General features: G+C 44.9%; 20 protein-coding genes. 8 read left to right on the forward strand and 12 right to left on the reverse strand.

Translation table 11 applies throughout. The features are described from left to right. Positions 1-72 precede the first annotated feature (72 nt). On the forward strand, positions 73-1,005 hold the full coding sequence (locus EKM76_RS06470; protein ID WP_125549874.1) for a lactate/malate family dehydrogenase: 933 nt from the start codon (positions 73-75) through the stop codon (positions 1,003-1,005). Here the strand turns inward: EKM76_RS06470 and sfsA are convergent. The 9 genes from sfsA to EKM76_RS06510 all read right to left on the reverse strand — a co-directional run bounded on the left by sfsA (position 989) and on the right by EKM76_RS06510 (position 6,592). Continuing rightward, a complete protein-coding gene (gene sfsA, locus EKM76_RS06475) occupies positions 989-1,711 on the reverse strand; it encodes a DNA/RNA nuclease SfsA (protein ID WP_125549875.1) in 723 nt (240 codons plus the stop codon). The two genes, EKM76_RS06470 and sfsA, sit on opposite strands and share 17 nt — an antisense overlap. A 69-nt stretch (positions 1,712-1,780) precedes the next feature. Then, a complete protein-coding gene (locus EKM76_RS06480) occupies positions 1,781-2,281 on the reverse strand; it encodes a universal stress protein (protein WP_125549876.1) in 501 nt (166 codons plus the stop codon). 50 nt (positions 2,282-2,331) lie between these two features. Next, positions 2,332-2,487: a hypothetical protein gene (locus EKM76_RS13445; protein ID WP_164507610.1), complete on the reverse strand. Its 156-nt coding sequence runs from the start codon at positions 2,485-2,487 to the stop codon at positions 2,332-2,334. Between the two features lie 77 nt (positions 2,488-2,564). Next, entirely contained in the window at positions 2,565-2,786 is a 222-nt protein-coding gene (locus tag EKM76_RS06485; protein ID WP_125549877.1) for a hypothetical protein, read from the reverse strand. A gap of 133 nt (positions 2,787-2,919) precedes the next feature. Then, complete coding sequence (locus EKM76_RS06490; protein WP_125549878.1) at positions 2,920-3,363, reverse strand: threonine/serine exporter family protein; 444 nt, start codon at positions 3,361-3,363, stop codon at positions 2,920-2,922. Between the two features lie 41 nt (positions 3,364-3,404). Next, positions 3,405-4,151, reverse strand: coding sequence for a threonine/serine exporter family protein (locus EKM76_RS06495; protein ID WP_125549879.1), 747 nt, complete (start codon positions 4,149-4,151; stop codon positions 3,405-3,407). A gap of 172 nt (positions 4,152-4,323) precedes the next feature. Further along, entirely contained in the window at positions 4,324-4,620 is a 297-nt protein-coding gene (locus tag EKM76_RS06500; protein ID WP_164507611.1) for a helix-turn-helix transcriptional regulator, read from the reverse strand. A 334-nt stretch (positions 4,621-4,954) separates the two neighbouring features. Beyond that, complete coding sequence (locus tag EKM76_RS06505) at positions 4,955-5,602, reverse strand: C39 family peptidase (RefSeq protein WP_125549880.1); 648 nt, start codon at positions 5,600-5,602, stop codon at positions 4,955-4,957. 126 nt (positions 5,603-5,728) lie between these two features. Beyond that, positions 5,729-6,592 (reverse strand): oxidoreductase, encoded by an 864-nt coding sequence (locus tag EKM76_RS06510; RefSeq protein WP_125549881.1) that lies wholly within the window; start codon positions 6,590-6,592, stop codon positions 5,729-5,731. A gap of 144 nt (positions 6,593-6,736) precedes the next feature. Between EKM76_RS06510 and EKM76_RS06515 the strand changes: the two genes are divergently transcribed. Further along, a complete protein-coding gene (locus tag EKM76_RS06515) occupies positions 6,737-6,982 on the forward strand; it encodes a hypothetical protein (protein ID WP_125549882.1) in 246 nt (81 codons plus the stop codon). Between the two features lie 328 nt (positions 6,983-7,310). After that, positions 7,311-9,293 carry an ABC transporter ATP-binding protein/permease gene (locus EKM76_RS06520; RefSeq protein WP_125549883.1) on the forward strand — a complete coding sequence of 661 codons (1,983 nt, stop codon included), beginning with the start codon at positions 7,311-7,313 and terminating at the stop codon, positions 9,291-9,293. 30 nt (positions 9,294-9,323) lie between these two features. On the opposite strand, the gene EKM76_RS06525 is transcribed toward EKM76_RS06520, so the two are convergent. Together EKM76_RS06525 and EKM76_RS06530 are read right to left on the reverse strand one after the other, a co-directional pair. After that, a complete protein-coding gene (locus tag EKM76_RS06525; protein WP_125549884.1) occupies positions 9,324-9,683 on the reverse strand; it encodes a hypothetical protein in 360 nt (119 codons plus the stop codon). A 58-nt stretch (positions 9,684-9,741) separates the two neighbouring features. Then, positions 9,742-10,668 carry a Gfo/Idh/MocA family protein gene (locus EKM76_RS06530; RefSeq protein ID WP_125549885.1) on the reverse strand — a complete coding sequence of 309 codons (927 nt, stop codon included), beginning with the start codon at positions 10,666-10,668 and terminating at the stop codon, positions 9,742-9,744. Positions 10,669-10,807: 139 nt separating this feature from the next. Between EKM76_RS06530 and EKM76_RS06535 the strand changes: the two genes are divergently transcribed. Together EKM76_RS06535 and EKM76_RS06540 are read left to right on the forward strand one after the other, a co-directional pair. Continuing rightward, positions 10,808-11,173, forward strand: a complete 366-nt coding sequence (locus tag EKM76_RS06535) for a type II toxin-antitoxin system RelE/ParE family toxin (RefSeq protein ID WP_125549886.1) — start codon at positions 10,808-10,810, stop codon at positions 11,171-11,173. 88 nt (positions 11,174-11,261) lie between these two features. Further along, positions 11,262-11,528 carry a helix-turn-helix domain-containing protein gene (locus tag EKM76_RS06540; RefSeq protein WP_125549887.1) on the forward strand — a complete coding sequence of 89 codons (267 nt, stop codon included), beginning with the start codon at positions 11,262-11,264 and terminating at the stop codon, positions 11,526-11,528. 118 nt (positions 11,529-11,646) lie between these two features. Here EKM76_RS06540 and EKM76_RS06545 read toward each other — a convergent pair whose 3' ends face one another. Then, a complete protein-coding gene (locus EKM76_RS06545) occupies positions 11,647-12,378 on the reverse strand; it encodes a TatD family hydrolase (protein WP_125549888.1) in 732 nt (243 codons plus the stop codon). A gap of 169 nt (positions 12,379-12,547) precedes the next feature. Here EKM76_RS06545 and EKM76_RS06550 point away from each other — a divergent pair, with 169 nt between their 5' ends. Genes EKM76_RS06550 through EKM76_RS06560 form a run of 3 tightly spaced genes read left to right on the forward strand, consistent with a single transcriptional unit; the run spans position 12,548 to position 13,803 of the window. Then, positions 12,548-12,919, forward strand: a complete 372-nt coding sequence (locus EKM76_RS06550) for a DUF4430 domain-containing protein (RefSeq protein WP_125549889.1) — start codon at positions 12,548-12,550, stop codon at positions 12,917-12,919. Next, entirely contained in the window at positions 12,906-13,430 is a 525-nt protein-coding gene (locus EKM76_RS06555; RefSeq protein WP_125549890.1) for an ECF transporter S component, read from the forward strand. Before EKM76_RS06550 ends, EKM76_RS06555 begins: the two co-directional genes overlap by 14 nt. Before the next feature lie 31 nt (positions 13,431-13,461). Further along, complete coding sequence (locus EKM76_RS06560; protein WP_125549891.1) at positions 13,462-13,803, forward strand: iron chaperone; 342 nt, start codon at positions 13,462-13,464, stop codon at positions 13,801-13,803. Positions 13,804-14,601 lie beyond the last annotated feature (798 nt).

Raw genomic sequence — 14,601 nt, forward strand, 5'->3', positions numbered from 1 at the left:
TAAGTTAACGCTTACTATCGCGTGGCGACATCATTTTTGTCGACTAGCGCTAATTTTGAGGAGGTTTTTTTCGTGCGTAAAATTGGAATTATTGGACTTGGTCATGTGGGCGCTGCTGTGGCGTATACTTTAGTGACTAAAGGCATCGCTGACGAACTCGTTTTGATCGATAAAAGTGATCAGATCGTCCAAGCAGAAAAGTTAGATTTAGAGGACACGCAAGCAGGCCTAGTCACACACACGCAAATTACAACACAAGATTATACGCAATTACGCGATGCCGCGATCGTGATCATGGCCGCCGGCGATATCTCAATTTTTAGCGACGGCAAAAACAATCGCCAAGCTGAATTGAAGATCACCAGCCGCATTGCTGAGGAAGCTGCACCTAAAATTATGGCCAGTGGCTTTAATGGTATTTTACTGGATATCACTAACCCGTGTGATGTGGTCACGACTTACTTGCAGCGCCTCACCGGATTGCCGCAGCAACAAGTTTTCGGTACTGGTACCGTGCTGGATACGATGCGGATGCGCCGCGCAGTAGCTGGCGAATTACACGTTTCCTTACAAGATATTCAAGGCTATAATCTTGGCGAACACGGCGAATCTCAATTTACCGCTTGGTCCACGATCACAGTCGCCACCCGCCCGATCAAAGAAGTGCTCGCACAACATAACACGGATATTACGGCACTAGAAAAAACCATCCGCAGTCGCGCATGGCAAATTATTAGTGGTAAAGGCTTTACTAGCTACGGTATCGCAGCCGCAGCAGTGACCGTGGTGCAAGCGATCTTCAGTGACGCGCACATCACCTTGCCCGTTTCTAGCTGGAATGCTGAACATCAATTATACATTGGTCAGCCAACATTGATCGGCCGTGCCGGTGTTTTAAGTACAGTTGATGTGACTTTAAGCGCTGAAGAACAGCAGGCTTTCAATAATTCAGCCGCTTATATTCAACAGAATCTCGATTCACTAGCCGCTAGCCAACTTCAGTAAAAGGTTGCGCTAAGTCAATGGTTATTGGATAAGCCGCATTTAATGTTGCGGGCGTCACTGTGCAGCCATATGCTAGCAGGTGTACGCCCGCTTTTTGCGCCTGTAAAATTGCGGCATATAAATCTGGATCACGCTGTTGATAAATCGTCACCTTACTGATGCCACTCATTTGGACGATAAAACAAAGATACGCTTGATAGCCCGCCTGTTGCGCACGGATCAAGGTTGCGACATGCTTGGCCGCTCGACTAGTAGGTGCATCGGGAAAAGCCGCTAATCGGCCATTAGCAAGGGTCACACCTTTTAACTCAACGAAGAAAGGCTGGGTGGCGGTGCTGCCAAAAATATCAAAGCGCGCATCCTCAAACGTCACTTCACGCTTCAAGGTTAAAATATCACTGGTCGCAATCCCCGGCAACTGGATCAAGCCAGATTGAATGCTGTCGTACGCCACTTGATTCGGCGCCTGACTATCAATATTGATCCAGCGCGTCCCCACCTTAGCCGCCACTAAATCATATTGCGTTTTACGTTGTGGGTTATCACTTTTGACTAGCGCCACTGGTACTTCCGGCTGTAGGATCTCTTTGTTGCGGCCCGTATTTTTGACGTGCACTTGCACCAATTCATCATGTAGCCGGCAAGTTGCAATGAAGCGATTCGGCCGGGCGATAAACCGCGCTAAATAACTATTGGGATACTTCAACTGCCACACTTCCTTTGATATGTAAAATAGGGCACCAGACATCGCTGTCGGCGCCCTATTGTTTAATTTTTATGCATTGTAGTTGTCATCAGCGCGCACAACGATCACTGAACATGGCGCATTTTGCGACATATAGCTCGCTTGTGAGCCGATAAAGAGACGACTCTTATCCTTGGTCTCTGAACCAACGATCAATAAATCTGGTCGCCAATCTGGAATGACTTGCTCAACGATCACTTTGCCGGGCTTGCCTTCACCAATTAATGACGAAACTTCGATCACACCGAATTCTTTGGCTTTTTCGGCATAGCGATTAACCTTGGCTAAAACTTCCTCACGCCGATCCGCTAAAACATCTGGCGATAATGAATCATAAATATTCAAATCACCAGTTTCTAAAATCGTAACCACGGCCAATGGGATGTGATACGACTTAGCCAGCGTAACTGCATAATTAAAGGCGCGAATCGATGAAGTAGAATCATCCTCATCTACGGCAACCAACAGCCGCCGAAATGCCATTGTCTGCACTTCAAAGTCTAATGGATCCTGCGTATTTTTTGCGCTCATCTTCACTTATACCTCACTTTTCTGGTCTAGCCTAAACTATCCTAGACCCATTATAGCTGGTTCGATTTAACAATAGCAAGCGCCATGTTTCTTGCGGCATGATTTTCGCCACAAGAATGGACATCGTCCGGAACATAAAAGATGATCAGCGGGCTATGCTGACTATCTTCCACTAAAGTGGAGTAGCGCCATGTTTCTTGCGGCATGATTTTTTCCGCTATGTTTCGTTAAAATACAAAAAACCAAAAATCGCCAGCGCAACCTTTGGTAATGTCATTCATTTTTATTTTTTAGATTCAGCTGTACTTGGCTTTGTGACGTTGATTGAAACGATATCTGTATATGAACCGTCAGACTGACTTAATTTATTAGTTAAATAATTCAGCATTTGTTGCTTGGCCTCACGCTTTGTCGCGTTATGCATCACGCAGCGCTCAGTTTTACGCTGATCTGCCACTGTATAAACACCCGTTACCGCATAATCCATTGCTTTATTAAAAAGCACGTTCACTCCCCCAATGGTTGTCGTCGATCAGATTTGCCAAAACCCAACTTGGTTTTAGCTTACGATTGTTATATCATCATTTTCACGAAAATACTATTACAATGTTGTAAAATTTTAGTGACAGTCGCAATACTTAATCGCGGCGTTTCAATAATTGATGCGGGGCGCTAACAAATTGCGCCAGCATAAAGCCAACGGCGATCGACCCGGAGATCATCAAGACTTGTACCGCAAAGCCAAGCCCCTGCGTATAGTGACCCAGCACAAATGCCCGGACGCCGCGATAAGCGATCCCACCAGGCACTAATGGCACCAAACTAGGAATATTAAAAATGATCACGGGAATTTTATCACGCCGCGCAAAAAATAAACTGACCAGCGCGATCACAAAAGCACCGACTAAATTGGGCAACATGTGCCCCAGCTTAAATTGTAACAAGCCCCAATAAACTAACCAACCAGCCACGCCGGTTATCCCGCAGGCATTCAGCGCACGCCGCGGGACATTGGTACAGATACCAAACGCAATTGTAGCTAAATAACTAAACCCAATTTGTAACAAAAGTTGCAACCACATTTTAACACCTCCACCACTTCAAAACTAAGTGATCACGTTGATCATGAAAAAAATCGAAAAATCAAAGCAATGCCAATACCGATCGCACCAACGCTAAATAAAGCTTCCATCCCCCGCGCAATACCAGAAAGTAAATGGCCAGCCAGCATATCCCGCACTGCGTTGGTGATCGCCACGCCGGGAACCAGCGGCATGACTGCGCCGATGATGATCATATCTAGACTTTGGCCGAAATGCCAATGAACCAATACCCAAGCCAAAAAGCCAATTGTAAAAGCAGCCATAAATTCGCTGAGGAAGCTGACCGCCAAATGTTCACGGATAAAATAAAATACCGCATAACCCACGGCCCCGACAACAGCGCTCTGTATGAAATCTGCCCACACGCCACCATAGATGATCATTAAAGTACAACTGACCAAAGCGGCGGCCATGATCTGCAGCCAAACCGGAAAGAAAGGCACATCATGATCCAACATGGTTAAGCGCTGATGCAATTGCTTGAGTGTGACTTGATGTTCAGCAAATTGCCGCGACAGATCATTGACTCGATCAACTTTTTCCAAATTGATCGTGCGCATCGTCACTTGTTGGATCTGAACGGCATCTTGCGTCGGCAATGCCATCAGCAGCCCCGTTGGTGTCGAAAAAATTTGGCTATTCATAGCGCCAGCATTAGCGGCCATGCGCCGCATTGTATCCTCAACTCGATACATTTCCGAACCACTTTCGACCATGATTCGTCCCGCTATCAAGCAAGTATCCAAAATTTCATTTTCTTGCGCCATGCGCCCACCTCCAGTTGCATTCAGTATATCGAGCCTTATGTCCTAGCGCAATAACTTACGCAAGTTTGTCTACATTTAAATTACGGCTATCACATACGATCAAAGTTAAGCGCGTTATCTAGCGCGCTTGAACTAAAAAAACGTAGCCATCTTTATATCTATGCTGGTCTTACTACGCAGTTTCCCGCGGTAAATTGACTATCCGTACTTCTAGACGCTTGTCTAGTGCTTGGGCAATATCGGCTAGTAGCGAAAATGAAGGCTCCATTGTCGCGGCCTCAATTCGGGCAATCGTCGAGCGTGGCTTATTGACTCTTTTTGCAAAATCCGTTTGGTTTAGCCCAGTTTGAGTTCTTAATTCAAATAATAAGTCAGCTAAATCGAGTTTGTCCTGCTCAGCCGCGAAGGCTTGTTTAAATTCCGGGCTTGCGGCTAAACGTCGCTTAATTGCGGCACTGTTTTTACTCATAATATTCCCCCACTTTATAAAGTTCGCTTTTTCAACATAATCGTATCGCGAATCGTCTGAGCTTTTTGAATTTCTCGCTAACGATCGAACTGTTCTCCCCAATCAAATTCTGGTTTCACCATACGATTCTTCTCCTTGATTGTAGCATACTTGCTACAAATATTTAATCTAACAATAGTTAAACTTCGTAGAGAACCGTATTATGCGTTAAAAAGAATTATTGAAGCGAGTCGCTGCGCCTAAGTCAATAAAAAAAACTTAAAGCCATTAAGACTCTAAGTCAGATTCTAGAATTATTTGGTGAGTTGCGGGTAATGCTAACAGCTTAACGCTTCTAATAGGTCATCGCTCGATAGTGTTGTGACGCCATTAGAGTCCAAAGTCGTTGACTACTGATCCGGCGGTTAGACTTACCCGTATAGGGATCATTGTAGACGAAGGTTTCCTCGGAATAGCCAGTCAGCAAAATCGCGTGCGCTGGGAAGCCATGCATTTCGACCCAGACAACGATCGGCTTACCCTGCGCTAATTGCCGGCGGAAGCTACTTACAGGTTGCTTGGAAAGATCAGTAAAGCTCCCCAGGTGTTTTTCAAAATAACTGCGCCACGCCGGCGGGTACATCGTGTAGCCAGTATCGTTAAATGGGTTTCCCCAAAAGCCAGTTTCCGGATCATCGGTATACGGAAGCGCATTGGCGATCTGGGTCAAGCTTTGTGGCTTACCGCGAAACTCTAACAGCATGGCCACATCCGTGATTTCGCAGCCGGTGGGCAATATTGGCCGCTGTGCCTTCGCAACCACTTGCAATTGGAATGCAACTGGTTGCTGTTTAGTTAATTTATCCCAGCCATTTTCTAGCGCCACTGGGGCTGATGTTTCCGTTGGCACTGTATGCCAGCCGACAAACAAAAGGCTGGCGATCACTACTGCCACAAGCGGTACTAGCAGTAATAAGCCATGCCATAGTTTCTGTGTTCTCAAACTTTTCCCTCATTCTTTAATTGCAGAATTTTAAACAGTGTTCTAAATTAAATTTCCGCGCCTTATTTGCTTGTAGTATAGCAAATAATTATAAAGATAATGTTAACATACCGTAATTATTTTGTGTCAGTTATTGCGTTTTTTATGGTGATACAGTTGATAACTTAGGCCGAGTGTCACCGCCATCATAACGTCAAATTGTCGATCAGACAACAGGCGGCGACTGAGCAATGACGCATGGCTACCAAAACCGCCGACATAGCGTGTGCGCGGGCGCTTAGCAGTAGCGGCGCGTTCCATCAGATCCGCAATTACTGTCGGCGCTGACCCAATTTTGGCGAATAGCTTTAACAATGCCGTCATATCGCGGGCAGCATTTTTGTAGGCACCTTTGCCGGATACTTGCATCAGCTTACCGTTAGCGATCCCAGCCCACTCGCTTTTAGTCATCCCCGGCTCAATCAAAACCACATCAATGCCAAATGGCTTAACTTCCATCCGTAGTGAATCGCTCATCCCTTCCAGCGCGTGCTTGGTTCCCATATACCACGCTGACAGCGGCTGATAGATCTTACCGCCGATCGATGACGTATTGATGATGCGGCCAGAACGCTGACGGCGCATGATCGGCAACACTAGCTGGATCAGCCGCATCACGCCGAAAACATTAACTTCAAATTGGCGCCGACCATCAGCTAGTGGCACATCTTCCACTGCACCGTATTCGCCAAAACCGGCATTATTGATCAAAATATCGATCCGCTGTTCACGATCCATGATCTGCTGGACAGCATTTTTTAAAGACGCTTCATCCGTTACATTTAAAGCTAAAGGATGTACGCCTAAGCCAGTTAAATGCTGCATGCGTGCTACTCGCCGCGCTGCTGCATAAACGATAAACCCACGTTGGCGCAGCCGAATCGCCGTCGCTTCACCAATTCCCGATGATGCGCCAGTCAGTAGAACAACTTGTTGTGTAATAGGTCGCATGTGATTACCCCATTTCTAAATTTTAAAAGCGTTTCCATTAATAACAACTGCCTAAATTTAAGTCGTCGCTGTACTAAGACAACCTGGAAAAGTGTTATACTTAAGCTAATGCGTTTCAGTGTCAATTATGAAAGAAGGATTAAAGTGGCACAACCTAATAATACCGCCCCAGTAGAGAATGAGCAAAGCCGACGTTTCGTCACCGGCGATCATGTCGACATTACCAAAGAACAAGGTATTCCCGACTGCACTGGCGTTATCTCCAAGAAATACGTTAATAGCGCGCTGGTCAAGTTAGAAGTTGGCGGCAATATCACCCAAAAGATCATGGAAGAAATCAATGGCCGCTATGTCGTTAGTTACCGTAATATGAAAAAAAGTAAAGCATAAAAACAGAAACGTGTGTGCAAGCTGATCGTTGGTCTTGCAAGCACGTTTTTTATATCCAGTTACTGCAGAAAAAACAATCCGCCTAAAGTTGGATTATTGTCACCACCTTGGCCGGATACACTCCGTTACAGCAACATTTATATTTAGAGTGTCCTAAAAAAGCACTTAGATTCTGAGCACTAGCCTGGGTTAGCAATAAGGTCCACACCCGTAGCTAGGCGCAAGAATCTGTTTTTTTAAGCACGTTTTAATTAGAATTAAAATCTACGTTCTAACCCATCAGCAGCGGCTGACGGTTAACATTTATTGAAAGTCGGAGGGCAACAACTTGGCATTTTTGGAATTACATAACATTCATAAGTCCTACTTTTTAGGCAAAGAAGAGTTTCCGGTTTTAAACGGGATCGATCTCGACTTCGAGCTCGGTGAATTCGTTTCGATTTTAGGCGAATCCGGCGGTGGTAAATCAACGCTGATGAATATCATTGGCGGGCTCGACCGTAACTTTGACGGTGAAGTGCGCGCTGACGGTCAACTATTGGACCATAAAAAAGAAAAGCAGCTCGACGACTATCGCCGCGGCACCATCGGCTATATTTACCAATCCTACAACCTGATCAGTCATTTAAACATTGTAGATAATGTGTTGGTTTCACTAAATATGACCAACCTAAACAACCGCCAGAAAAAAGAGCGCGCTACCGACTTACTTAAACAAGTCGGCCTCGGTGATCAGCTTAAAAAGCACCCGAACCAATTATCTGGTGGGCAAAAGCAGCGTGTCGCCATCGCCCGCGCTTTGGCCAGCAATCCACGGGTGATCATCGCCGACGAACCAACTGGTGCCTTAGATTCTAAAAACACCACCGAAGTTTTGGAAATTTTAGAAAACATCGCCGCCGAAGGTAAGTTAGTCATTACCGTCACCCACTCGCAGGACGTGGCCAACTACGGCACGCGGATCGTCCGTTTAGCCGATGGTAAGATCGAGGACGATACTCGTTTGAAGCCGGCTTTTGCCACAACGGTCGAACAACCAGATATCAAACCTAAAGTACTGTCCGCGGGTGCCAGCTATAAAAACGCCTTTCAGCATTTATCCTACAATTTCTGGCGTAATTCGTTGATCATGCTGGGCACGGCGATCGGCCTGTTCGCCGTATTGCTATTTAGCGGTATCGGTAACGGCGTCAATGCGTTTATTCAGGATCAGATCAATTCAATGATCAATCCAAACTCAGTCACCGTTATGAAAAACTCAACTGGTAAGAAAATGAGCAACACCGCCTTTCAACAGCAGTTGGCCCAATCTAGTAGTGACCCCAGCAAGCTTTTTTTCACGCCGCAACAAGTCCAGCGCTTGGAAAAAGTTAAGGGCGTCGATCAGGTCGAACCTGGCTACCAACTGAGTAGTTATACGCTCTCTTACAAAGATAAAAACCAAAATAGTGCCAATATCCAAACCTGGACCAAAGCTTTTGCCAGCGACACTGTTAAAACTGGTCATGCGCCAAAAAACGATCAGATCTTGATCGATAAATCGCAGGCCATTGCCTTAACCAGTCAAAAAACCTACAAACAGCTACTTGGTAAAAAAGTTAAGGTCACAATTCCTTGGATCGATAAAAATAATCATCCCGTTCAAGCCAGTGCTGAATTGACCGTGGTTGGTTTTGCTAACGGCGGTCAAGCTGGCGCGATCGCCGCGACTAATTACAGCACGATGAATCACTTGTTAAGTGCCGCCAAAGCTGACACCCGGGCCAACTTTATTTCAGTCAACGTTAAGGACGCCAACAAAGTGAAATCAGTAGCGACCCATATTCGTGGCTTGAAAGATAACGGCAAGTATAATTATGGCGCGATCACAGTCGGCGATATTCTCGACACAGTTAACCAATATGTCAGCATCGCTTCGATCGTACTTGCTGCGATCGCCGGTATTTCCCTGATCGTTTCTGCACTGATGATCATCGTGACCATGTATATGTCGGTATCCGAACGAACCAAAGAAATCGGGATCTTGCGCGCCCTAGGCGAACGTAAAAAAGATATTCGCCGTTTATTCACTGCTGAATCCGTCTTGATCGGCCTCTTCTCGGCTGCATTATCACTTGTTTTGGCTTATGCAGCAATGCTCGGGCTAAACCATGTGTTGTACGGAATCGTTAAATTCAATATGGTCCAAATCACGCCGGGTAACGTGATCTTCACTGTCGTCGCAGCTATTGTGATCTCCTTTATTGCTGCCTTATTACCAGCGCGCAAAGCATCACGGCTAAATCCGATCGATGCCTTGTCCGCAGATTAAATTGATCAAAAAAAGCTAGCCACTTGATGGCTAGCTTTTTTTAATTAATTCAGTTGCGGTGGTCAAATCCACGGCTTGGCCTTGATACATGAAGGCATTACGCTCAAACGCTTGGCGCTGCTGCGGTTCCATGGCTTGCCAATTGGTGGGATGGATCGGGTAAGATAATAAACTGCCATCACTGTTGATATTGTGCACATAAAAAATTTGAAAACGGGGAAATGATAAATTATCATCGATCAACTCGGCAAGCGCCTGCTCCAGCTTATCTTCACGCGGCAAAGCGATTTCCTTTACTTGCCGGCGAAACGTGCTGATTTGTTCCACAGATAGTGGTCGTTGCATAATAGCTTGCTTGGTAGCGGCGTATAACGCCAGTAATTCATTCATTTAGCAGCCTCCTTTTTAAGAACGTGTTCCAAAAGGTGTTCAGATTTTTAGTTTAATATCATGCTTTGGTTAGCTCGTTCTTTTGCGCGTAGGCCAATAGATTCTGGCAAACTTGATGGGTCAAAATACTGGATGCCGGGCTAACTGGGTTCGCTTGCTTGCCTTGGATCGCAGCGATAAAATGCCGAATCAATGGTGCAAATCCGCGCCGCTCTAAATTTGGTGTCCAATCGGGGAATTGTTCCTGTGTGGTCACGCCGTTTACCTGCAACGTATACGTCGCTAAATCGGTGACCTGCGCGATACCCTGCGGATTTTGCAGCTCGCCAGTTTCGCTGTTGGCGCCGGCCTGCATATTGAGCAGCGCATAGGCCGTTGCTGTCGGTGTTTCCATCACGACACTAGCTTGCTGCAAGTTTCCTTGCTGGGCCAACACTCGATAATGGTAATGGGTCGGCGTCTGTCCCAGTAAAAATAGCGCCGTATCGATCACATGCGGCATTAAATCAAAAATAACAAACGGTACTGGCTGCAAAGTAGCGACACGATTTTTCTGGGCGATCACCGTTTCAGCCGGTTGGCGTTGCTGTAACTTTGCATTCAACGGCGCAAACCGCCGATTAAAGCCCGCCGTCAACAACAAACCTTGTTGGGCCGCCAATTGATACAGGCGCTTTACTTCAGCGACGTTATCGCTCACTGGCTTATCAACATAAACATGGACCCCAGCACGTAAACATTTTTCAATGTACGCGGCGTGCGTCGGTGTCGGCGTGTGAATGAAGATCGCCGCTGGTTTTAACGCCAATAACGCATCGAGATCAGCCGCGGTGTGCTGGAAACCAAATTGTTGCTGTAAATGCTTTAGTTTCGCAACATTGCGGGTACACAACACCCAATCAACTTGATCCTGCAACTGCGCCATCACTGGTAAATAAGCTTTCTGGGCAATATTACCTAGCCCAAGTACGCCAATTTTCAACATGTACTTCACCCCTACTCACAAAAGTTACAACTTGACTCATGTAACTTTATTTTAACGGTTAGATAGCGCTAACACAATGATTGTGCGTTTTATAATTCGTATAATTGACAATATATGAATTATACAATATAATTCATGTATGAAAAGATTAACTTTTGAGTCCTACAAAAGGTCCAACGGTCACGATGAATTTATTGAATGGTTAAGAACTTTGCCTAAAAAAGATAGTGCAAAATTACTTAGAACCATTGATAAAACCGAGGAACAAGGATTACTGGTGGCACAACGATTACAGTGGGTTAAGAAAATAGATGTTAACCTTTATGAGCTGCGCAGCAAGTTGGGCTCCAATATTCAACGTGCCCTATATTTCCATGTTCAATCCAATCGCTACGTTATAACACACGGCTTCACAAAAAAAACGCAAAAAACACCGACAACGGAAATAACGCACGCATTAGCATTACGAGCCATGTTTCAACTAGGTGGTTTTCACCGTAGTTGAATGGTCATCGTCCGTAACAACAAAATTTATTAGCGTATTAGGCTAATAAATTATTCAATATTGTGGAGTAGAAAGGAATGGCTTGAAAATGAAAATTGATGACTTGATTCAAAAAGAATTAAAAGATCCTGAATTTGCAGCTAACTTTCAAGCTGAAGGAGAAAAACTAGATACCGCGATTGCTTTATATAAAGCCCGTGAAGAAGCCGGTTTAACCCAAGCCGAATTAGCGGAACGTGCCAAAACGACACAAGCAACTATTGCTAAAATTGAGCGCGGCGATAATGTTTCATTTGAAAAATTAGCTGCAATTGCCCATGCAATGGGTAAAAAGCTAAAAGTAGAATTTGCCTAAACGATACGAATTTTTTAACTAAACAGTAATCCCAGTAATTGTTAGTTTTAGTTGACCTAACAATTACTGGGATTTTTAAATTAGTCATCATAACCAAAAACTTTAGAAGTATTCGCGACTAGCTTGCGCCATCGCCCGCCCAAAACCGCTGCAAATTAGTCACTAACTGAGCCGCAATTGCTGCGGGGGCCATATGGTGTACCTGTGATAGCGCCTGAATACCGGCGTTCATGATCTGCGGGTAGGCGCTTAGCGGCAATTCTTGATTTAGCGCCCAAGCGATGCTGTCCATGCCGTCAGATTCCAGTAATACCTTGTCCAAAGGTACTGTATTCAGTAAATAATGGACACTTTCCTCGGTGGCAAATGAGGGGCCAATACTAAAATAACAGCCCAACGCTAAATAATCTTCAATGTATTCGGTACTAGAATACCAGTGCAATAAATAAGTATTGAAATATGTCTTCAAAATTCGTAGCGTTTCTCGCTCCAAGCCTTTAGTATGGATGATCACTGGCTTATGCGCTTGTTCGGCATAGGCCAATTGTTTGGTGAAAATTTGTTGCTGCAGTTGTGGGTTGTTTTTGGTCCATACATTATCTAATCCAATTTCACCGATCACCGGTACCTGCGCTAAAATCGGCGCCATTTCAGCCCAGGTGACCTGATCCACCTGCCACGGGTGAATGCCGGCACTTAGCTGTAACCGGCTACTATGGCCCACCCAGGCTTGATTACGGGCAAATTCAGCTGGGGTGGCACAATTAACGGTGGCGTAAACTTTTTCTCGCTTCAATAAGCGAATATAGCTTTGTTCTTCCGCGTGCGTATGCGCATCAACTAATTGCATGATCGTGCTCCTTTTTAGTGTGGCTTACCCAAATACAAAAAATTTGGTTGTATCCAAAAGACGGCGTATTTTTTACTGCGCACTCATTAATTTTAACATGGATCACACCAATTTTTTATTCTTGGTCAGCTAATTCACTGGTATACTATTAGCATTGGAGGGATTTATTTTGCAAAAACTAGTTAAAATCACGACTATCTTTACGTTAAGCGTCGGTCTACTTGGTGTCGGTGCCCAGCCAGTTGCCGCGCAAGCCAAAACGGTTAAGGCCCAGATCACACTGACAGTTGATCATAAAAAAATCAGTCAGAAAAAGGTCACTACGACTAGCAAAACGACCTTGATGAAAGTCATGAAAAAAACTTATAAAGTCAAAGACGACGACGGTATGATCACGGCGATCAACGGCCATAAACAAAATACTAAGACTCAGAAATACTGGATGTACAAAATAAATGGCAAGCAAGCTCCCAAAGGCGCCGCGCAAACTTATCTAAAAGCCAACGACAAGGTTAGCTTCACGCTAAATGCCAGCAAGTAAACCACGCTATACCCCGCGTTACATCGCAATGATCTCATTGGTGACTGCGCTATGTGTCGTTGGTCGTTACCTGTTTCAATTCTTGCCGAATATTCAGCCGGTAACCGATATTATTATTTTTATGACCTTGAGTTTCGGCTTTGTTACTGGTGGTTACATTGCGATTTTATCGATTCTAATTTCCAACATACTGCTTGGTTTCGGTATTTGGACCGTTCCACAAATTTTTGCGTACTTAGTCGTGGTCGGCCTAACGTGGCTCGTCGGTCATTGGTCTTTTTTGCGGCAACATTTATGGCTACAAGCAATTTTTAGTTTATTGATGGGTTACCTTTATGGCTTTTTTGTTAGCCTTGGTCAATACCCACTACTAGGCGGTTGGCCGCAGTTTGTTGCTTACTATATTGCCGGCCTGTACTTCGATACTTTTCATGCTTTTGGTAATTTAGTCTTGTATTTTCTACTCATTCCGCCGCTGGCTAAAATTTTGCCGCGACTTCGGCTGGACTGAGCGCTAAAAACTAACTGAAATGAGGCGGCTCATGAAAACAATTGACGACTATATCGCAACTTTAGCCCCAATGCAGCTAGAAGTGGCCCAAATTATGCGCGAACTGCTGCACGACGCGGCGCCGCAAGCAACTGAGACCATCGCCTACAACATGCCGGCCATTAAACAAAATGGTCGAGTGCTGGTTTATTTTGCTCCAGCGAAGCAGCATCTAGGCTTTTACCCCACACCGGATCCGATCGTCGCTTTCGCTGATCAGTTGCAGGCCTACCCGACGAGTAAGGGGACGATTCAGTTTCCGTACGGGCAGCCTTTGCCGGTAAAATTGATCAAGCAAATCGTAGCTTTCCGGATCGAACAAGTCACTGATTAGAAAACGAAACCGCGCCGTAAGTAAAATACTACAGAGTTAGTTAGCTTCCATTGCGTCGCCAGTGGACGGAACGAGTGCGACTTGAACTTGGCGATTTTTGCCATAGTTCAATCGACAACGGGAAGCAAGCACTGCTTAGCGAATAAGTGCTAATTGAGATAATTGTAGGTAGTGTTGTTAAGAACGAGCGACAGTGGCGCGTTGGCGAGCTAATTTTTCCTAGATAAAATCAAAAGCGGACGGAAAAATGGATCTCGCCAGCCACGCATAGTTCTAAATGGCCTAACCCGCCATTAAGAACTATCGGCACATCTGGTCCACTGGCGTCTCCATTCCAGCAGGCAACGTTTGCACATTCAAAGGTTACTTGTTTAGCCGTCAAAGCTAGTGATAATTAAAATACAAAAATATCGATAAAATAGTCAAAAAACTATTTTATCGATATTTTTATGCGCATATAATCAGCTTTGAAACTACGAATCATCAACCACTGTCCGTTAATCCTAACTGAGTCAGCTAAAACGTTTGACCTAATTCATGAAATAATGTTCTCATCAACACTGTTTAGTGAACATTAAAATTAGAACTTACCCGCCACACAGTGTGCTTGCTTTCCATTATCGATTGAACTACAGCAAGTCACAGTTTTAACCCCAAATTGCAAGAACAAATTAGCCACACGATAAATCCTATTAAATCAGTATTTTCATTAATATTCATATTTTATGGATTTAACTTAACCGGCGGAAGCAGCAGAGAAAAGCTCTTTGGGTGTTTGATAGCCAGTTTGCCGGCGCG

Source organism: Loigolactobacillus zhaoyuanensis (genome assembly GCF_003946385.1).
Classification (GTDB): Bacteria; Bacillota; Bacilli; order Lactobacillales; family Lactobacillaceae; genus Loigolactobacillus; species Loigolactobacillus zhaoyuanensis.